Annotated in this window: 19 protein-coding genes and 2 riboswitches; of the genes, 6 read left to right on the forward strand and 13 right to left on the reverse strand. The window is 74.1% G+C overall.

Features of this window, described 5'->3' with window-relative positions; translation table 11 throughout:
- Positions 1–441: precorrin-6A/cobalt-precorrin-6A reductase (locus AB0J69_RS43440; protein WP_364130629.1), on the forward strand; the 441-nt coding region annotated here is incomplete at its 5' end.
- Here the strand turns inward: AB0J69_RS43440 and AB0J69_RS43445 are convergent.
- The 3 genes from AB0J69_RS43445 to cobG are packed head-to-tail and all read right to left on the reverse strand — an operon-like array spanning position 432 to position 3912.
- Positions 432–1910, reverse strand: coding sequence for a precorrin-2 C(20)-methyltransferase (locus AB0J69_RS43445; RefSeq protein ID WP_364130632.1), 1479 nt, complete (start codon positions 1908–1910; stop codon positions 432–434). The two genes, AB0J69_RS43440 and AB0J69_RS43445, sit on opposite strands and share 10 nt — an antisense overlap.
- Before the next feature lie 5 nt (positions 1911–1915).
- A complete protein-coding gene (locus AB0J69_RS43450; RefSeq protein ID WP_364130635.1) occupies positions 1916–2536 on the reverse strand; it encodes a precorrin-8X methylmutase in 621 nt (206 codons plus the stop codon).
- Complete coding sequence (cobG, locus tag AB0J69_RS43455) at positions 2533–3912, reverse strand: precorrin-3B synthase (RefSeq protein ID WP_364130638.1); 1380 nt, start codon at positions 3910–3912, stop codon at positions 2533–2535. The genes AB0J69_RS43450 and cobG overlap by 4 nt, the downstream gene beginning before the upstream one ends.
- A gap of 2 nt (positions 3913–3914) precedes the next feature.
- A riboswitch (cobalamin riboswitch) is annotated at positions 3915–4040 on the forward strand.
- Positions 4041–4093: 53 nt separating this feature from the next.
- Between cobG and cobN the strand changes: the two genes are divergently transcribed.
- Positions 4094–7774, forward strand: a complete 3681-nt coding sequence (gene cobN, locus AB0J69_RS43460) for a cobaltochelatase subunit CobN (RefSeq protein ID WP_364130641.1) — start codon at positions 4094–4096, stop codon at positions 7772–7774.
- Here cobN and AB0J69_RS43465 read toward each other — a convergent pair.
- Genes AB0J69_RS43465 through AB0J69_RS43490 form a run of 6 tightly spaced genes read right to left on the reverse strand, consistent with a single transcriptional unit; the run spans position 7729 to position 13558 of the window.
- The gene (locus AB0J69_RS43465; protein WP_364130828.1) at positions 7729–9042 is read right to left on the reverse strand and encodes a cobyrinate a,c-diamide synthase; all 1314 of its coding nucleotides are present in this window, start codon (positions 9040–9042) and stop codon (positions 7729–7731) included. The two genes, cobN and AB0J69_RS43465, sit on opposite strands and share 46 nt — an antisense overlap.
- 8 nt (positions 9043–9050) lie before the next feature.
- Positions 9051–9653 carry a cob(I)yrinic acid a,c-diamide adenosyltransferase gene (cobO, locus tag AB0J69_RS43470; RefSeq protein ID WP_364130644.1) on the reverse strand — a complete coding sequence of 201 codons (603 nt, stop codon included), beginning with the start codon at positions 9651–9653 and terminating at the stop codon, positions 9051–9053.
- Positions 9654–9656: 3 nt separating this feature from the next.
- Complete coding sequence (locus tag AB0J69_RS43475) at positions 9657–11840, reverse strand: VWA domain-containing protein (protein ID WP_364130647.1); 2184 nt, start codon at positions 11838–11840, stop codon at positions 9657–9659.
- Positions 11792–12517 carry a histidine phosphatase family protein gene (locus AB0J69_RS43480; RefSeq protein WP_364130650.1) on the reverse strand — a complete coding sequence of 242 codons (726 nt, stop codon included), beginning with the start codon at positions 12515–12517 and terminating at the stop codon, positions 11792–11794. The genes AB0J69_RS43475 and AB0J69_RS43480 overlap by 49 nt, the downstream gene beginning before the upstream one ends.
- 39 nt (positions 12518–12556) lie before the next feature.
- Positions 12557–13345: a CbtA family protein gene (locus AB0J69_RS43485; protein WP_364130653.1), complete on the reverse strand. Its 789-nt coding sequence runs from the start codon at positions 13343–13345 to the stop codon at positions 12557–12559.
- Positions 13346–13366: 21 nt separating this feature from the next.
- The gene (locus AB0J69_RS43490) at positions 13367–13558 is read right to left on the reverse strand and encodes a CbtB-domain containing protein (protein WP_364130656.1); all 192 of its coding nucleotides are present in this window, start codon (positions 13556–13558) and stop codon (positions 13367–13369) included.
- Positions 13559–13592: 34 nt separating this feature from the next.
- Positions 13593–13722, reverse strand: a riboswitch (cobalamin riboswitch).
- A 243-nt stretch (positions 13723–13965) separates the two neighbouring features.
- Between AB0J69_RS43490 and AB0J69_RS43495 the strand changes: the two genes are divergently transcribed.
- On the forward strand, positions 13966–14262 hold the full coding sequence (locus tag AB0J69_RS43495) for an STAS domain-containing protein (protein WP_364130659.1): 297 nt from the start codon (positions 13966–13968) through the stop codon (positions 14260–14262).
- 18 nt (positions 14263–14280) lie between these two features.
- On the opposite strand, the gene AB0J69_RS43500 is transcribed toward AB0J69_RS43495, so the two are convergent.
- The gene (locus tag AB0J69_RS43500; protein WP_364130662.1) at positions 14281–14595 is read right to left on the reverse strand and encodes a hypothetical protein; all 315 of its coding nucleotides are present in this window, start codon (positions 14593–14595) and stop codon (positions 14281–14283) included.
- Positions 14596–14845: 250 nt separating this feature from the next.
- On the opposite strand from AB0J69_RS43500, the gene AB0J69_RS43505 reads away from it, so the two are divergent.
- A complete protein-coding gene (locus tag AB0J69_RS43505; RefSeq protein ID WP_364130665.1) occupies positions 14846–15016 on the forward strand; it encodes a hypothetical protein in 171 nt (56 codons plus the stop codon).
- Positions 15017–15187: 171 nt separating this feature from the next.
- Here the strand turns inward: AB0J69_RS43505 and AB0J69_RS43510 are convergent, their stop codons facing one another.
- Complete coding sequence (locus tag AB0J69_RS43510; RefSeq protein WP_364130668.1) at positions 15188–15679, reverse strand: nitroreductase/quinone reductase family protein; 492 nt, start codon at positions 15677–15679, stop codon at positions 15188–15190.
- Positions 15680–15774: 95 nt separating this feature from the next.
- On the opposite strand from AB0J69_RS43510, the gene AB0J69_RS43515 reads away from it, so the two are divergent.
- The gene (locus tag AB0J69_RS43515; RefSeq protein ID WP_364130671.1) at positions 15775–16431 is read left to right on the forward strand and encodes a TetR family transcriptional regulator; all 657 of its coding nucleotides are present in this window, start codon (positions 15775–15777) and stop codon (positions 16429–16431) included.
- Here the strand turns inward: AB0J69_RS43515 and AB0J69_RS43520 are convergent.
- Entirely contained in the window at positions 16371–16874 is a 504-nt protein-coding gene (locus AB0J69_RS43520) for a DUF6463 family protein (protein ID WP_364130675.1), read from the reverse strand. The genes AB0J69_RS43515 and AB0J69_RS43520 overlap by 61 nt on opposite strands.
- A gap of 95 nt (positions 16875–16969) precedes the next feature.
- On the opposite strand from AB0J69_RS43520, the gene AB0J69_RS43525 reads away from it, so the two are divergent.
- Positions 16970–17524 (forward strand): TetR family transcriptional regulator, encoded by a 555-nt coding sequence (locus AB0J69_RS43525; RefSeq protein ID WP_364130678.1) that lies wholly within the window; start codon positions 16970–16972, stop codon positions 17522–17524.
- 51 nt (positions 17525–17575) lie between these two features.
- Here the strand turns inward: AB0J69_RS43525 and AB0J69_RS43530 are convergent, their stop codons facing one another.
- Positions 17576–17929: a hypothetical protein gene (locus AB0J69_RS43530; protein WP_364130680.1), complete on the reverse strand. Its 354-nt coding sequence runs from the start codon at positions 17927–17929 to the stop codon at positions 17576–17578.
- Between the last annotated feature and the right edge of the window lie 49 nt (positions 17930–17978).

Consider the following 17978-nt stretch of genomic DNA (forward strand, 5'->3'; position numbering starts at 1 on the left):
CGCACCGGCTCCCTGCAGGCTGCCGCCGCGCTGCTGGCCGGCGGCCGGTGGCGGGCGGAGCGCGCGGGCCCGCCGGACGCCCCGGGCGGGTGCCGGGTGTTCCTCACGACCGGGCGCCGGAGCCTGCCGCTGTTCACCGGGGTGCCCGGCGTGTGGCTGCTGGCCAGGTCGGTGGACCCGCCGGAGCCGCCCGTGCCGCCGAACGTGCACGTCCTGCTCGACCGCGGCCCCTACACCGTCGACGGCGAGCTGGCCCTCATCCGGGAGCACCGCCTGGACGTGCTGGTCACCAAGGACAGCGGCGGCCCGATGACCACGGCCAAGCTCGTCGCGGCCCGTGAGGCCGGGCTGCCGGTGATCATGGTGGACCGGCCGCCGCTGCCCGCCGGCGCCCGGCTGGCGGACACGGTGGCGGCGGCGGTGTCCTGGGCTCAGGGATAGCGGCGGGGCGTGTAGACGGCGCCGCTGCCGGTGACGCGGGTCGTGGAGGAGCCGACGATCAGCAGGCAGCGCATGTCGACCGCGGCCGGGTCCAGGTCGCCGAGTGTGGTGACGGTGACGCTCTCCTGCGGGCCGCCGACGTCGCGTCCGATCACCACGGGGGTGTCCGGGACGCGGTGTTCGAGCAGCAGGTCACGGGCGGCGGCGACCTGCCACGTACGGCTGCGCGAAGCCGGGTTGTAGATCGCCAGCACCAGGTCGGCCCGGGCGGCGGCGGCCAGCCGTCCGGCCACCACCTCCCACGGCTTGAGCAGGTCGGACAGCGACAGCACGCAGTAGTCGTGGCCGAGCGGCGCGCCCACCCTGCTCGCCACCGCCTGGGCGGCCGTCAGCCCTGGCACGACCCGGACCGGCACCTCGGGGAAACCGCCGGCCGCCTCCAGCACGGCGCTGGCCATGGCGAACACGCCCGGGTCGCCCGACGACACGACCGCCACGCGGGCGCCGTCGCGGGCCAGCTCCAGGGCATGCCGGGCGCGCTCGGCCTCGACCCGGTTGTCGGTGCGGTGCCGGCGCTGGCGCGGGTTCGGCGGCACGCGGTCCACGTACGGGCCGTAGCCGACGATGTCCGTGGCCGCCGCCAGCGCCTCCTGAGCCTCCGGCGTGAGCCACGGCCGCCCCGCCGGGCCCAGGCCGACCACGGCCACCTCGCCCCGCCCCGCTGCCACCGGCGGCTCGGGGACGAAGGTCCGCTCGGCCGGGCTGGCGAGCAGGGCCAGCGAGAAGTACGGGACCCCGTCGGGGTCGACGTCCTTGAGCGGCGCCACCCGCTCGGCGCCCATCGTGGCGCGCTCCACGTACCAGGCGTCGTCGAGCCGGCCGGCCTCGGCCAGCGCGTCGCGGACCTTCTCGAACGTCCGGCCCAGCTTGAGCACGGCGGCGGAGTCGGTGCCGCGCAGCCGCTCGGCCAGCACACCGGCGGGCAGCGTGCCGGGCAGCACGGTGAGCACCTCGTCCCGCTCCACCAGCGGCCGCCCGAGCAAGGCGGACGCGGCGCTTACCGAGGTGACGCCGGGCACCACCTCGGTCGGGTAACGGTGGGCGAGCCGCTTGTGCATGTGCATGTAGGAGCCGTAGAACAGCGGATCCCCCTCGGCCAGCACGACCACCGTCCGGCCCGCGTCCAGGTGGGCGGCCAGCCGCTCGGCGCAGTCGGCGTAGAAGTCGTCGAGCGCGCCCTGGTAGCCGCCCGGGTGGTCGGTGGTCTCCGTGGTCAGCGGGTACAGCAGGAGCTCCTCGACCTGTCCCTCCCGCATGTACGGCAGCGCGATCGAGCGGGCGATGCTGCGGCCGTGCCGGGCGGCGTGGTACGCGATCACGTCGGCCTCGCCGATGAGCCGGGCCGTCTTGACCGTGACCAGCTCGGGGTCACCGGGTCCGAGGCCGACTCCGTACAGGCGTCCCGTCATCACATTCACTCCGTCTCACTGGCGATGGCGTTGACCGCCGCCGCAGTCATCGCACTGCCGCCGCGACGGCCGTGCACCACCAGGTACTCCAGGTCGCTGTCCGCCAGCGCGCGCTTGGACTCGGCCGCGCCGATGAAGCCGACGGGGATGCCGAGCACCGCCGCCGGTCGGCCCGCGCCCTCGGCGACCAGCTCCAGCAGCCGGAACAGGGCGGTCGGCGCGTTGCCGATCGCCACCACCGCGCCGTCCAGCCGGTCACGCCACAACTCCAGGGCGGCGGCGCTGCGGGTGGTGCCCAGCCTTCCGGCCAGCTCCGGGACGCGGGGGTCGCCCAGCGTGCACACCACCTCGTTGGCGGCGGGCAGCCTGCTCACGGTCACCCCGGAGGCCACCATCCGCGCGTCGCACAACACCGGCGCGCCCCCGCGCAGGGCCCTCCGCGCCCGCGTCACCACCTCGCTCGACCAGTCCAGATCCGCCACCAGGTCGGTCATGCCGCAGGCGTGGATCATCCGCACCGCCACCTGCGCCACCTCGGGCGGCAGGCCGGTGAGATCGGTCTCGGCGCGGATGGTCGCGAACGAGCGCCGGTAGATCTCGGCGCCGTCGCGGATGTAGTCGGTCACTGGCGGTGTTCCTCGTATCCGTCGGTGGTGGCGATCAGCTGGACGACCCGGCCGCGCGGCAGGCCGCAGCGCCGCTCGCATCCGGACCAGTGCACGGGTGTCTCGGGCGCCTCGTCCAGGCCGGCCACCCAGCGACGCGCGTCGGCCTGGACGTCCGCCCGGGACTTCGCGCAGCCGGGGTGGCCGGTGCAGGCGGTGACGCCCGCCCAGGGGGAGCGGGGGTCGGTGACGAGGCCGGCGGTGTCGAGCGCGCTCGTGATGCGGTCGGCCTCGGCGGGGGAGAGGTCCAGCAGCACGGCGGTCCGCCAGGGGGTCAGGCGTATGACGCCGCCGCTGTCGGCCAGCGCCCGCGCCTGCCCGGGCGACAACCGGCCCAGCGGTACGACCGCCTCGACCGCCACCCGCCCGTCCCGCTGCACCACCCGCCCAGCCCGCGCCCTGCCCAGCCCGTCCCGATCCCCGCCCGCGCCGCCGCTTGCGCTTGCTGGTGCCGCGTCGATGGCGGCCGGGTGGATGGCGGTCGCGTCGCCTGTCGCGGGGCCGGTCAAGCGGGCGGTGATCCGGGCGGTGATCCGGGCGGGGCCGTCCGGGAGCTCGTGGAGGCGCCACGCACCGGCGCCGTCCGCGCGTGACCGCTCGTCGAGGAACGCCTCGGCGGCGGCGATCATCAGCGGGACAGCGGAGTCCGGGCCGTCGGTCAGCCCGGTGTCCGAGCCCGCCAGCAGCAGCCGCCCGTTCCGAGGGGCCATCGGTGGTGGCTCATCCCGAGGGGCAGCCGGCGCCCGTGGCCCCGTGCCGGGACTCGCCGCGCCTTCGCCGGGGGCGGGTGCGAAGGTGACGTCCGCGCCGAGACCGGTCACGTCGCCCGTGCCGTCGTCCAGGGCGAACAGGAAGCGCCCGGGCAGTTCCGCCAGGCGCGGGTGCGCGCACAGGGCCTCGTCCAGTGCCCGTACCAGCGGCTGCGTGTCCAGGCGGCCCCCGGGGCCCCGCCCGCCGAGCGGGGAGGCGACGATGTTGCGGACCCGCTCGTGGGCCGGGGACGGCAGCAGGCCCGCCGCCGCGATCCGGGAGGCGAAGGCGGTGGGCGAGCGCAGGCCGCGGACCTGCACGTTCGCTCTCGACGTCAGCTCGATCACGCCCGAGCCGAGGTCCGCCGCGCAGGACGCCAGCTCGCGCAGCTGCGCGGGCGACACCGCGCCGCCGGGGAGGCGGACGCGGGCCAGCGGGCCGTCGGCGGCCTCGTGCACCTGTAGCGCTCCCGGACAGGCGTCAGGGCGGACACGTCCGGAAAAGTCGGCTATGGACACGATCAGGATGGTAACGCCACTTATGGGGCGGGTCGGTTCTGCCGTAGGCTCCTGCGTAGGCGATGGCATGGGAGGAAGCCGGTGCGAAACCGGCGCGGTCCCGCCACTGTGACCGGGGAGCGAACCCCACCGCAGGCCACTGCCCGGCGACGGGTGGGAAGGCCGGGGTGAGCGCTGATCCGGGAGCCAGGAGACTCCAGCCGTCGCGACACCCGCTACCGGGGCGAGGACCCCGAGGGAGGATCGTGCCGTGCCCGGCGACCGCCGTACCGTCCTGCTGCTCTCCACCTCCGACACCGACCTGCTGAGCGCCCGGGCCAGCGGAGCGGCCTACCGGCCCGGCAATCCCGCCCGCCTGACGGCCGACGACCTGCCCGCCCTGCTGGAGGGCGCCGACCTGGTCGTGGTACGCCTGCTCGGTGGGCGCCGCGCCTGGGCGGAGGGTCTCGACGCGCTGCTGGCCGGGCCGCGCCCGGTGGTGGTGCTCGGCGGGGAGCAGGCACCGGACGCCGAGCTGATGGAGCTGTCCGCCGAATACGGTGGGGTCAGCGGCGGGGTCTGCGCCGAGGCGCACGCCTACCTGGCGCACGGCGGGCCGGCCAACCTGGCGGAGCTGCACAAGTTCCTGTCCGACACCGTCCTGCTGACCGGCCACGGCTTCGCCCCGCCCGCGCCCGCCCCCGCCTGGGGCCGGCTGGAGCGCGCCGCGCGCCGCCAGGACGGGCCCGTGATCGGCGTGCTCTACTACCGGGCGCACCACATGGCGGGCAACACGGCGTTCGTCGAGACGTTGTGCCGGGCCGTCGAGGACGCGGGTGGGCAGGCGCTGCCCGTCTACTGCTCGTCGCTGCGTACGGCCGAGCCCGAGCTGCTCGACACCCTGCGCGCGGCCGACGCGCTGGTGGTGACGGTGCTGGCGGCGGGCGGCTCGCGACCGGCGACCGCGAGCGCGGGCGGTGACGACGAGGCGTGGGACGTCGGCGCGCTGGCGGCCCTGGACGTGCCGATCCTGCAGGGCCTCTGCCTGACCACCTCGCGGCAGGCATGGGAGGAGAACGATGACGGGCTCTCGCCGCTGGACGCGGCCTCGCAGGTGGCGATCCCGGAGTTCGACGGGCGGATCATCACGGTGCCGTTCTCGTTCAAGGAGATCGACGAGGACGGGCTGACCGTCTACGTGGCCGACCCCGAGCGGGCCGCCCGGGTGGCGGGCATCGCCGTACGGCACGGGCTGCTGCGGCACACGCCCCCCGACCGGCGCCGGCTGGTGGTGATGTTGTCGGCGTACCCGACCAAGCACTCCCGCGTCGGCAACGCCGTCGGGCTGGACACGCCCGCCAGCACCGTCCGGTTGCTGGCCCGGCTCGCCGAGGCCGGCTACGACCTGGGCGACGGCTTCCCCGGCGTGGCCGAGCAGGACGGCGACGCGCTCATCCACGCCCTGATCGCCGCCGGGGGACAGGACCAGGACTGGCTGACCGAGGAGCACCTGGCCGGCAACCCGGTACGCATCTCCGCCGCCTCCTACGAGCGCTGGTACCGCACGCTCCCCGCCGACCTGCGCGCCGGGATCGAGCGGCACTGGGGCCCGCCGCCGGGGGAGCTGTTCGTGCACGAGGGCGACAGCGGGACCGACATCGTCCTGGCCGCGCTGCGGGCCGGGAACCTGGTGGTCATGGTGCAGCCGCCGCGCGGCTTCGGCGAGAACCCGATCGCCATCTACCACGACCCCGACCTGCCGCCCAGCCACCACTACCTGGCCGCGTACCGGTGGTTGTCGGACGAGTTCGGCGCGCACGCGATGGTGCACGTCGGCAAGCACGGCAACCTGGAATGGCTGCCCGGCAAGTCGGCCGGCATGTCCGCCGCGTGCGGCACCGACGCGGCCATCGGCGACCTGCCGCTGATCTACCCCTTCCTCGTCAACGACCCGGGGGAGGGGACGCAGGCCAAGCGGCGCGCGCACGCCGTGCTGGTGGACCACCTGGTGCCGCCGATGGCCCGCGCCGAGACCTACGGCGACATCGCCCGGCTGGAGCAGCTCCTCGACGAGCACGCCACGATCGCCGCCATGGACCCGGCCAAACTGCCCGCGATCAGGGCGCAGATCTGGACGCTGATCCAGGCCGCCCGGCTCGACCACGATCTGGGGCTGGCGGACCGGCCGCACGACAGCGAGTTCGACGACTTCATCCTGCACGTGGACGGCTGGCTGTGCGAGGTGAAGGACGCGCAGATCCGCGACGGCCTGCACGTGCTCGGCCAGGCGCCGGAGGGGCAGGTGCGGGTGGACCTGGTGCTGGCGATGTTGCGGGCCCGGCAGATGTGGTCCGGCCGGGAGACGCTGCCGGGCCTGCGCGAGGCGCTTGGCCTGGCCGAGGACGGCACGGCAGGGCTGGGAGCCGTGGACCGGGCGGAGGCCACGGCCCGCGCCCTGGTGGAGGGAATGGAGCGGCGCGGCTGGGCACCGGACGCGGCCGAAGAGGTCGCCCGCGCCGTCATCCCGGCCGACGAGGCCGCCCGGGGACTCCTCGTGGCCGATGAGGTCGCTGACGACCCTCTTCCGGCCGACGAGGAACGGGTCGAGCTGGTCGCGCGCGTGCTGGCCTTCGCCGCCACCGAGATGGTGCCGCGCCTGGCCCGCACCACCGACGAGCTGGACCACGTCCTGCACGCCCTCGACGGCGGCTACGTCCCGGCCGGGCCGAGCGGCTCGCCCCTGCGCGGCCTGGTGAACGTGCTGCCGACCGGCCGCAACTTCTACTCGGTCGATCCGCGGGCGGTGCCCAGCCGGCTGGCCTGGGAGACCGGCCAGGCGATGGCCGACTCGCTGCTGGAGCGCTACCGGACCGACACCGGCGAGTGGCCGGGCTCGGTGGGGCTGTCCGTCTGGGGCACCAGCGCCATGCGTACGGCGGGCGACGACGTGGCCGAGGTGCTGGCCCTGCTCGGCATCCGCCCCGAGTGGGACGAGGCGTCGCGCCGGGTCACCGGCCTGGAGCCGATCCCCCTCGCCGAGCTCGGCCGGCCCCGGATCGACGTGACGGTACGCATCAGCGGCTTCTTCCGCGACGCCTTCCCCCACGTGGTGAGCATGCTCGACGACGCCGTACGGCTGGCCGCGGGCCTGGACGAGCCGGACGAGGACAACTACGTGCGTGCCCACGTCACCCGGACCGGCGGCGACGAGCGCCGGGCGACGATGCGGATCTTCGGCTCGGCCCCCGGCGCGTACGGTGCCGGGCTGCTGCCGCTCATCGACAGCCGCAACTGGCGCGACGACGCCGACCTGGCCGAAGTGTACGCGGTGTGGGGCGGCTTCGCCTACGGCCGCGACCTCGACGGCGTCGCCGCCCGCCCGCAGATGGAGGACGCCTACCGCCGGATCGCCGTGGCCGCCAAGAACGTCGACACCCGCGAGCACGACATCGCCGACTCCGACGACTACTTCCAGTACCACGGCGGCATGGTCGCCACCGTCCGCGCGCTCACGGGAAAGGCGCCGGCCGCGTACGTGGGCGACAGCACCCGCCCCGACGCCGTACGCACCCGCACGCTCTCGGAGGAGACCTCCCGGATCTTCCGCGCCAGGGTCGTCAACCCGCGCTGGCTGGCCGCCATGCGCAGGCACGGCTACAAGGGCGCGTTCGAGCTGGCCGCGACCGTCGACTACCTGTTCGGCTACGACGCCACCACCGGCGTGATGGCGGACTGGATGTACGACAGGCTCACCGAGGCGTACGTGCTCGACCCCGAGAACCAGGAGTTCATGGCCCGCTCGAACCCGTGGGCGCTGCACGGCATCGCCGAACGCCTCCTCGAGGCCGCCGAGCGCGGCATGTGGCAGCACCCGGACCCGGAGATCCTGCGCGGCCTGCAGGAGGTCTATCTCAAGACCGAAGGCGACCTGGAGGACGACACCAGCCGCTGAGCCAGGCCGGGCGTCCCGGCCCAGTGCAGGTGCAGGTAGGACGCGGTCACGCGGGCATCGCCGTACCCGTCGGCGCCGCCGTCCCAGCGGAACAGCGGCTCGCCCGCGTACTCGACGGCGGTGCGGTGGAACTCGTGTCCCCGCAGGCGCTCGCCCGCCCTCGTGAGCGGCGAGCGCCTCAGCGCGACGGCGTCCCGGTAGCCGAGCGTCAGCCTGGACGTCATCCGCGCCCGCCCGGGAACCCGTCCGCACATGCGCTGCCCGTCCAGCTCGTCGCACAGGTACAGCAGCCCCGCGCACTCGGCGGCGATGGGGCCGGGGAAGGCCGCCACCTGCTCGCGAAGGGGGGTGTTGGCGGCCAGTTCGGCGGCGTACACCTCGGGGAACCCGCCGCCGATCACGAGCGCGGCGGCGCCGTCCGGCAGCCTCTCGTCACGCAACGGGTCGAACACCGCCACCTCCGCTCCGGCGGCCCGCAGCAGCTCGACGTGCTCGGCGTACCCGAACGTGAACGCCGCCCCGCCCGCCACCGCCACCACCGGCCGCTCGCGGACGGCCGCGTACGGAGGCGTCCACGGGGCCGCGTCCAGCGGGGGAGCGGACCTAGCCAGCCGCAACAGCGCGTCGAGATCGCACGACCGGGCCACCAGCGCCGCCAGTCGCTCCACCGAGACCACCGCCTCGCTCACCCGCTCGGACGCCGGGACGAGCCCCAGATGCCGCGACGGCGTCGCCACGCCGTCGTCGCGCCGGATCGCCCCCAGCACCGGCACGCCCGCCGCCTCCAGCGCGGCCCGGCACAGCTCCTCGTGCCGGTCCGACCCCACCCGGTTGAGCACCACCCCGCCCACCCGCACCCGGGGGTCGAACGTGGCGAACCCGTGCACCACGGCCGCCACCGACCTGCTCTGCCGCGCCGCGTCCACGACCAGCACCACGGGCGCCGCCAGGAGCCGCGCGACGTGCGCGGTCGAGGCGAAGTCCGTGGCCCCCCTGCCGTCGAACAGGCCCATCACGCCCTCGACCACCGCCACGTCGCACCCCGCCGCGCCGTGCCGGAACAGCGAGCCCACCCGCTCCTCACCGACCAGCCACGGATCGAGGTTCCGTCCCGGACGGCCGGTGGCCAGCGCGTGGTATCCGGGATCGATGTAGTCGGGCCCCACCTTGTGCGGCGAGACCTTCAGCCCCCGCCCCCGCAGCGCCGCCATCAGGCCCGTGGCCACCGTCGTCTTCCCGCTCCCCGACGACGGCGCCGCGATCACCAGTCGCGGAACTACCACTCGATACCCTTCTGTCCCTTCTGCCCGGCGTCCATGGGATGGCGTACCTTGCCCATCTCTGTCACCAGGTCGGCCACCTCGATCAGCCGCTCGGGCGCGTCCCTGCCGGTGATCACCACGTGCTGGTTGCCCGGCCGCCCGGTGAGCGCCGCCAGCACGTCGTCAAGCTCCAGCCAGCCCCACTTCAGCGGGTACGTGAACTCGTCCAGCACGTAGAACCGGTACGTCTGGGCCGCCAGGTCGCGCTTGATCTGCTCCCAGCCCTCCCGGGCGTCGGCCGCGTGGTCCTCCTCGGTGCCGGGCCGCTGGATCCACGACCAGCCCTCGCCCATCTTGTGCCAGGTCACCGTGCCGCCCTCGCCCGTGTCGCCGAGCACCTTGAGCGCCCGCTCCTCGCCGATGCGCCACTTGGCCGACTTCACGAACTGGAACACCCCGACGGGCCACCCCTGGTTCCAGGCCCGCAACGCCATCCCGAAGGCGGCCGTCGACTTGCCCTTGCCCGGGCCGGTGTGGACGATCAGCAGCGGCCTGGTACGGCGTTGCCGGGTGGTGAGGCCGTCATCCGGCACGACGGCCGGCTTTCCCTGCGGCATGACTCAGACCACCTTCCGGTAACCACGATCGCCCCTATGGTCAGCTGCCGCCTGCCGGTGATCGCGGACGACCGACCCGAGATCGGCGAGGTCATCGAGCGGAACGAGCCGGGCCCGCAGCCGGGACGCCAGCCGCCCCGCCAGGCCGAGCCGTACCGGCCCGCTCTCGCAGTCGACGACCACCGACGCCGTGCCCGCCAGCAGCCCGGCCGCCCGGTCAACGTCCCCGCCCGCCGTGACGCGCCCATCGGTCACCACCACCAGCAGCGGCCGCCTGGCCGGATCCCGCAGCCGCTCCACCCGCAGCACCTCCGCCGCCCGCACCAGCCCGGCCGCCAGCGGAGTACGCCCGCCGGTGGGCAGCGAACGCAACCGCGCCGCACCCGCCTCCACCGACGACGTGGGCGGCAGCGCCACCTCGGCACCCGCGCCCCGGAACGTCACCAGCCCCACCTTGTCGCGCCGCTGGTAGGCGTCGAGCAGCAGGCTGAGCACGGCCGTCTTGACCACCGCCATCCGCCTGCGCGCCGCCATCGAGCCGCTCGCGTCCACCACGAACAGCACGAGGTTGCCCTCCCTGCCCTCACGCACCACCTCACGCAGGTCGTCCCCGCGCAGCACCAGCCCCGGCCCGCCGCGCCCGCGTTCCCTCTGGTGCGGGGCGGCCGCCAGCAGCGTCGCCGTCACGTGCAGGTCGCGCACCGGCCCGGAGGGGCGGCGCGACCCGGTGGCCCGGCCGTGCGGGGTCCGCGAGCGCGACCGCCGCCCGGACGCCCCCTCCCCGAGCCCCGGCACCTCCAGCAACGGCACCCGGTACGGCGCCGTCACCCCGTCCACCCGCCCCTCTCGCCCGGAGTGTCCTGCCCCCGCATCGCCGCCGGTCGCCTCCGATCCCGGCTCACGCGGCACGACCTCACCGCCGTCCTCGCGCCCGGCCACCCGGTCGGCGCCCCCACCGTCCTGGCCCGCACCCGGAGAGCCGTCGTCACCACCCGCAGCCGCCCCCTCGCCAGAAGGACCACCGTCCGCACCGCCACGACCGTCCGTCCGGCCACGATCGTCGGCCCCGCCACGATCATCCGGGCCACCACGGCCGTCCGGGCCGTCCGGGCCGTCCGGTCCACCACGGCCGTCCGGGCCGTCCGGACCGTCGCTCCCGTCCGGATCGTCATCCTCTGAGGTTCGCTCCAGCAGCTCATCGAGCAGTGCCTCATCCAGCCCCGGCGCGTCGAACGGGTCCCGCCTCCTCCGGTGCGGCAACGACAGCCGGGCCGCCGCGCGTACGTCCGCGACGCTCACCACCGCCCGCCCCTGCCAGGCCGCATGGGCGATCGCCGCGCTCGCCGTGACCAGGTCGGCTCGCAGACCATCCACCTCGAAGGCCGCGCAAACCGTGGCGATCTGCCGCAGCCGCGCGTCGGGCAGCCGTACGCCCGCCACCCGCTCCCGGGCCGTGGCGATCCGCCCCGCCAGCTCCGACTCCTCCCGCGCCCACCGGGCCGCGAACGCCGCCGGGTCCGCGTCGAAGGCCAGCCGCCTCCGCACCACCTCGGCCCGCTCCCCGGGATCGCGCGACGCCCTGACCTCGACCGTCAACCCGAACCTGTCGAGCAGCTGCGGCCGCAGCTCGCCCTCCTCCGGGTTCATGGTGCCGACCAGCAGGAACCGGGCGGCGTGCCGGACGGACACGGACTCGCGCTCGACGTAACAGGTCCCGAGGGCGGCCGCGTCGAGCAGCAGGTCCACGAGGTGGTCGTGCAGCAGGTTCACCTCGTCGACGTACAGGACCCCGCGGTGCGCGGCGGCCAGCAGGCCCGGCTCGAACGCCTTCACGCCCTCCGTCAGCGCCCGCTCCACGTCGAGCGATCCCGCCAGGCGGTCCTCGGACGCTCCGACAGGCAACTCCACCAGAGCGGCCGGACGGCTCACGCCCTCGACGCCGCTCTCATGCGGGCCGTCCGGGCACCCGGGGTCGGGCGCCGCCGGGTCGCAGGCGAAGCGGCAACCGGCCACCACGTCCACGGCGGGCAGCTGGGCTGCGAGCGCGCGTACGATCGTGGACTTCGCAGTGCCCTTCTCACCGCGTACGAGCACGCCGCCCACCCGGGGGGAGACCGCGTTGAGCACCAGCGCCAGCTTCAGGTCATCGAGCCCGACGACCGCGCTGAACGGGTAGGTGTTGACCAAGACAGAACCTTCCGGTTGACATGAGCGACCCGCCAGCCGGTTCGCGTGACGGTCAGCTCGGTGAAGGACAGCGGCGCGATGTCGAAACGGGCGGCGCTGGGCGGATCCAGCCCCAGCGCATGCCCGAGCGCTGCCCGGATCACACCGACATCACAGATGACGACCACCTCAGAGGGCACGGCGCCGGCGACCATCCCGGGTTGCGCCCGGCCGGTGACCGCCTCGGGGCGGGTGGGACTCTCGCGTACCGCTTCCAGCCAGTCCCCGACCCGTTCTGCGAGCGCGGCCAGGCTCTCGCCGCCGTGCGGGGCCGCGTGCGGATCCGCCAGCCATCCGGCCAGCGCCTCCGGCTCCTCCCGCGCGACCTGTTCATACGTCAGCCCGCCCCACCGGCCGCAGTCGGCTTCCCTGAGGGCCGGAGCCTCGCGCGCCTCCAGCCCCATCGCGGCGGCGGTCTGCCACGCGGCCCGCACGGGTGAGACCCAGACAGTCGCGCCCGGCCTATCGCCCGCGCCGGCCGGGCCCGGCATGCCGCCCTGCGCGGTCCAGCCCGCCCTGCCTGCCAAGGAGGCGGCCCTGGCGAGGCCGGCCGGGTCGGCGTTCGTGTGGTCGGCGTTCGTGTGGTCGGTGTTCGTGTGGTCGGTGTCCGTGTGGTCGGGGAAGCGGGCAGCCCGCATCCCCGGCGTCGTCGCGTGCCGGACGAACAACAACCGGGCTCAGCCCGGCTCGACGGCGGCACCGGCGGCGCCGCCGGTACGAGCCGTACCGGCCGTACGAGCCGGGTCGGCCTGTACCGGCCGGGCCGCTCTGTCGCTCACCCACCCGAACAGCACGCCGAACGCCGCCCAGAAGACGAGCTGCGTGCCGAGCGAGGCGAGCCGGAACTCCCACAGCAGCGTGGCCGGGAAGCCGGCGGGCACCTCGTTCACCGGCGGCAGCAGCACCCACGCCGCCACCACCGGAACCAGGAAGGAGCCCATCGCCGAGACCCACCGGACCCACGGATCCGCGGAGCTCGCCCGGCGGGCCGTGGCCACGGCGATCGCCACCGCGGCCAGTCCGACGAGGACCATCACCACGTACAGCAGAGTGCGGTTGCCGATCGTCGCCGGGTCACCGACAGCGGGCGGGTTGGCTGGATATTTCACGAACGGGACGAGGATGACGGCGACGAACGCCGTACCGGCGGAGGCCAGGGCCAGCCGCCCGTCCGAGCGCGGCCCGACCCGGCCCCGCAGGCCCGCGAACACGAGGGCGAACACGCCGCCCACGGCCAGCCCGTAGAGCCCGGTGGCCAGGAAGAGCCCCGCCTTCTGCACGGGCCTGCTGACCTCGGCCCCTTCACCGTGATCGTGGCCCTCGTGGGCCTCGGCCGGAGCGGCCCGGGCCGCGGCCGCCTCCTCCAGGGCGATCGCGCTGTCCACGCGCGGTTCCCCGAAGACGAAGGCGAAGCCGCCCGCGACCAATCCGGCCAGCAGGCCCACGAGCAGACCTCTGACCAGCAAGTTTCGTACCATGCCGGGGCCTCAGTGGCACGGCACGCCGAGCAGGTGCCGCCCGTCGTGCATCAGCTCGTGCAGGAAAGCGCCCGTCTGGGACACGGCGCCGTTGTCCATCAGTACCAGGTACGCGACGAGCAGCAGCAGTGCCACGGCCGGCAGCCAGGCGCGCAGGCGTGGAAAGGGGATGGTGGTGGTGGGAGTGGTCAGATCACTCATGCAAAAGCCTCCTCAGGGATGACGCGTCCCGCCTTCGAGGTCACGGCTGCCAAGCGACCTGGCTCCCGGGATCTACGTCCCGGATACAGTGGCGCGTCCGCACCGGCATCTCACCGGATTTCCCTTGGACAACCGTGAAATCTACCGGAACGTATCTGTTCCTCCTGTTCGCGTCAATACGTCCCGGCGGATGGGCTGGTGGGTGAGGGGCCTGAGCGCCGGGTCCCCGGAGTGAGTCCGGGGAGTTCAGGCGGGCGGGCCTTCCTTGACGAGACGCCGGGAGTGGGAGAGTTCGATTCGGGACCTTTGGCCCTGGCGCGGCGTGATGGGCCGGTCATAGGTTCCACCCCATGTCGTCCCCGATGGACCCTCACCTGCCGGGAGGGGAGGCTGGTCTGGTCCTTCAGGTGACCAGGACGGACGACCAGGTGGTGATCAGGGCGTCCGGAGAGCTCGACCTGGCCTCGGAGCCGGTCTTCCGCGCGTGCGTGGCCCGCGTGCTCGCCCAGCGGGGCACCCATCTCGTGCTCGACCTGGGCCAGGTGGGTTTCATCGACGCCCGCGGCCTGGCCGTGCTGGTCGCCGCGCGTAACCAGGCGGTGGCGGGGCGGGGGAGCCTGCGGGTGACGAGGAGCTCGCGGAGTGTCGTACGGCTGCTGGAGATCACCGGTCTCGACCGCGTGTTCCCGCCGCCGAGCGGCTGACCCGCAGGCCTGCGGCGGTCAGTGGGGCGGGCGCTGGGCGTGGCCGTGCGCGGCCTCGGCGGCGCTGCAGCTGCTCTCCCCGGGCATCGCCTGGACGCGGGAGGGCCACCAGACCTGTACGTCCCCCGGCCGGACGCGGGCGAACAGGCACACCCCCGGCCGCTCCCGCAACGCGATGCCGATCACCCCGTCGACCTCGGCCACGTCCTTGCCGATGCGGTCGTCCAGGTCCAGCCGGTCGACGACCTCGCGGGCGGCCGCCAGATCGGGGGTTGCGGGCAGGCGCGTCTTCAGCCACTCGTACGCGGTGCGGGGGGATCTCCGCCGGGGCACGGAAGGAGCGCGGCTCGCCCGCCGGGCAGTCGACCTCGGCCACGCCGGCGTCGGAGTAGGAGACCGAGATCTCGAAGCACACGACGGCCACCGCGGCGGGACCCGGGGAACTCGTCCTGCCGAGCGGCTCACCGTCCCGATCCACCGGGCTCGTGGCGCGGATCCGCAGCAGGACGCGTCCCTGGTCGCTGACGCTGTACCTGGTGCCGGTCACGGAGTACACGTCGACGTCCGCGTCGCGGGAGAGCACGTGGCCGATGTCCTCCGAGTTCCACGACAGGCCGCGGCCGAGCCGCTCGGCGATCTGTTCGGCGCGGGTACGGGCGGCGCGGGCCGCGGGATCCTCGCTGCAGGCGGTGAGGGCGAGCAGCGCGGCGATGCACAAGGCGCTGGACAACCGGAGGAGGAGCATGACCTCTGACTACCTCACCACTCCGGCCGGGGCCGCCTGCCGTGTTCGGAAGGTGACATTCGCCGGCTGATCAGGGCGGGGAAGCGCGGTCTCGGGAGGAGAACGTGATGATCCCGGCATCGGCCCGCGCCGGGTTCGTGACCCCGGCGGCTCACGGGGACGACCGGCCAGGGGACGCGGTCACCGTGTCTCGACCGGGGTGATGCGGAAGACCGGATACCGCGCGGCGATCCGCTCGAACTCCGCCAGCGGCGCCCGCCGGTCCACCGGGATGTGGGTGCGGCCGCCCGGCGAGACGGCCAGGTAGCGGCGGAGGACGGGCGCACGGTCCCAGGCGTCGACCTCGTCCAGGCGTACGGCCTCCTGCCGGCCGTGCCGCAGCACCGCCAGCCCGCCGGCCGCGCGGACATTGCGCACCCAGTTGGTGTCCTGGCCGAGCATCGCCACCAGGTAGCGCTCGCCCTCGTGGTCCGCGACGACCAGCGGGAAGGAGATGACCCGCCCGGTACGCCGGCCCGGCACCCGCAGGGTCACCATCCGCTCCGGTTGCAGCACCCCGGTCGCGAAGACGGTGGCCCAGGCGCGGTTGATCGCCCGGGCCAGCCGGTTGGGCCGGCCGCCGCGGTACAGCCAGCGGTCGAAGCGGTGCGTACGTGTCGATTCGGTACTCATGCCTGGCGTCTCCCTGTCCTGTACAGCGTTTATGAACACTGTACAGGAAAGCCGTACATGAACATTGCACAGGAGACATTGCGTACAGTTGTCAGGTGGCTTCGGAGAAACTGACCCGCCAGGCCGTCGTCGATCGGGCGATGAAGATCGCCGACACCGACGGGCTCCAGGCGGTCACCATTCGCCGGCTCGCCGCCGAGCTCGGCGTCGCGCCCACGGCGCTGTACTGGCACGTCAAGAACAAGGACGAGTTGCTGTCCGCGCTCGCCGACCGCCTGCTCGCGCCGCTCGTCGCCGACCTGGCGCCGGACCGGCCCTGGGCCGAGCGCCTCCGCGCGGTCGTCACCGCCCTGGTGGAACAGACGCGCGCGCACCCCTACCTGTCCGCCCTCCTTCCGGTGATCGACAAGAGCGCGGCCGACGGATACCTCCGGGCCACCGACACCGTGATCGGGCTGCTCGCGGAGGCCGGGTTCGCGCCGCGGCAGGCCGACCAGGTGGCCTCCTATCTGCTCCTGGGCGCGACGGCGACGGTGTCCTGTCAGCCCGGTGGCGTGGACGGCGACGAGGAGGCGAGCGCGGAGCTCAGGCGGCAGCAGCGCCTCGACCTGGAACGCCTGCCTCCCGGCCGCTACCCCCACCTGGCCGCCTTCGCCGCCACCCTGTCCGACCCGCCCGACCTCGACGCCTACTACTCCTTCGGCATCGATCTCCTGCTGTCCGCGGTGGCGGCCATGGCGCCGAAGGCCTGACCCGGCCGCGCCGCCAGGATGACGAGCCCGCCGGCGACGACCCCGGCGACGTACGGGGAGGGCATGAGAAGCACGCCGCCCAGCACGCACCACGCCGCGAGTGCCCACCCGATCCCGGCGGGCACGGGGACCCCGCGCCCGGCGAGGTGCCAGGTCAGGCAGCCCAGGAGGATCAGGGGCACGGAGAAGCTGCCCGGCCCGGCCCAGAAGGCGACCTTGTTCTGCAGGGACGCCACCGTCTGAACGGCACCCCCGTCCAGGAGCGGGACGGCCGCCCACAGCCCCCTGTCCACCCATCCTGAGACGTTTTCCCAGGTGAGGAGGGCCAGTAAGGACAGGTGCCCCGCTCCGAGCACGAGCATGATCCCGCTTGCCCAGCGGAGCATCCGCTTGCCCGAGTTCATGGCGACGTCCCTGGTGTGCGCGCTCTTCGGCAGCCTCATGAGAGCTCCTTCTCGGCGTATTTCTATGTTGGCCAACACAGGCTATACCGGTCAGCATTTGATCTGTCGTCGGGCATACCTGTTAGATGGGCCGCATGGCCACGCGACGTGACGAGAGGACTCAGGAGAGCCGCCGGCTGCTGGTGTCGGCTGCCGCCGAGCTCTTCGCCGAGAAGGGATACCGGCAGACGAGCTTCGTCGACATCGCCGACAAGGCCGGCATCAGCCGCGGCTCCATCCCATGGCATTTCGGAAACAAGCTCGGCCTGCTGGAGGCGGTGATCGACGACCAGCTGCAGGCGGTGTTGACCCGGTTCGGCGCGCCCGCCGATGATCCGCTCGGGCAGGTCGTCGACTTCATCCAGGTGCCGGCCACCCGCCTGTTCATCACGCTGCTCGCCGAGGCCGTCGAGGTGGGCTCGCCGATCCGCGAGCACTACGCGCGCCTCCACGCGGCGCTTCGCCAGGGGGTACGCGCCCGGATCCCGGCCGAGGCGCTGCCCCGGGGCGTCACCCCGGAGGCGTTCACGGTCGCGCTGGTGGGGACGGTCATCGGCGTACACGCCCAGTGGCGGATCGCTCCCGAGGCGGTCGACCTCGAAGCCGTCCACACCGCGATCCGCGCCCTGCTGCCCGCGGGCCTCGCATAGCGGCAGGCTTCGCAAAGACCCGCGGGCCTCGGACAGACCCGCGGGCTCGGTTCAGGACGGCTGCCGGCGGACGGCCGGGAGCCGGCTGAGCTGAAGGACGCTCACGCCGAACAGCAGCACCCCCAAGGGGACGTGCAGGGTCGTCGCGGCTGCGATGCCGAGCGCTATCTGCGCGAGCGTGAGCCCGAAGAACCCGGCCGCGTACAGGGCGGTCCTGGGGGAGCCACCGCCCGGCCGCCACAGCAGGATCGCGACGATCAGGTGCAGCAGCGCCGCGGTGAACACCCCGTACGCCGAGATGCTGTGCAGCACCCGTCCGCTGGGCGAGGTCAGCAGCAGCCCGGCGGTGATCGGCGCGGCGAAGAGGGCCAGGGACTGCAGGATGATCGCGACACGCAGGAACACGGCTGACTCCTTGACGACGGTGGGGCAGGGGCGGACGACGGCCGGGACG

Source organism: Nonomuraea sp. NPDC049709, assembly GCF_040674815.1.
Lineage (GTDB): Bacteria > Actinomycetota > Actinomycetes > Streptosporangiales > Streptosporangiaceae > Nonomuraea.

What these genes read in the sequence shown, in the direction of transcription:
- AB0J69_RS43445 (WP_364130632.1), bottom strand. Translation starts at nt 1,910, where the DNA reads ATGACGGGACGCCTGTACGGAGTCGGCCTCGGACCCGGTGACCCCGAG.
- cobG (WP_364130638.1), bottom strand. Translation starts at nt 3,912, where the DNA reads ATGCCATCGCCTACGCAGGAGCCTACGGCAGAACCGACCCGCCCCATA.
- cobO (WP_364130644.1), bottom strand. Translation starts at nt 9,653, where the DNA reads ATGCCGCAGGGAAAGCCGGCCGTCGTGCCGGATGACGGCCTCACCACC.
- AB0J69_RS43480 (WP_364130650.1), bottom strand. Translation starts at nt 12,517, where the DNA reads ATGCGGGCTGCCCGCTTCCCCGACCACACGGACACCGACCACACGAAC.
- AB0J69_RS43490 (WP_364130656.1), bottom strand. Translation starts at nt 13,558, where the DNA reads ATGAGTGATCTGACCACTCCCACCACCACCATCCCCTTTCCACGCCTG.
- AB0J69_RS43510 (WP_364130668.1), bottom strand. Translation starts at nt 15,679, where the DNA reads ATGAGTACCGAATCGACACGTACGCACCGCTTCGACCGCTGGCTGTAC.
- AB0J69_RS43520 (WP_364130675.1), bottom strand. Translation starts at nt 16,874, where the DNA reads ATGAGGCTGCCGAAGAGCGCGCACACCAGGGACGTCGCCATGAACTCG.
- AB0J69_RS43525 (WP_364130678.1), top strand. Translation starts at nt 16,970, where the DNA reads ATGGCCACGCGACGTGACGAGAGGACTCAGGAGAGCCGCCGGCTGCTG.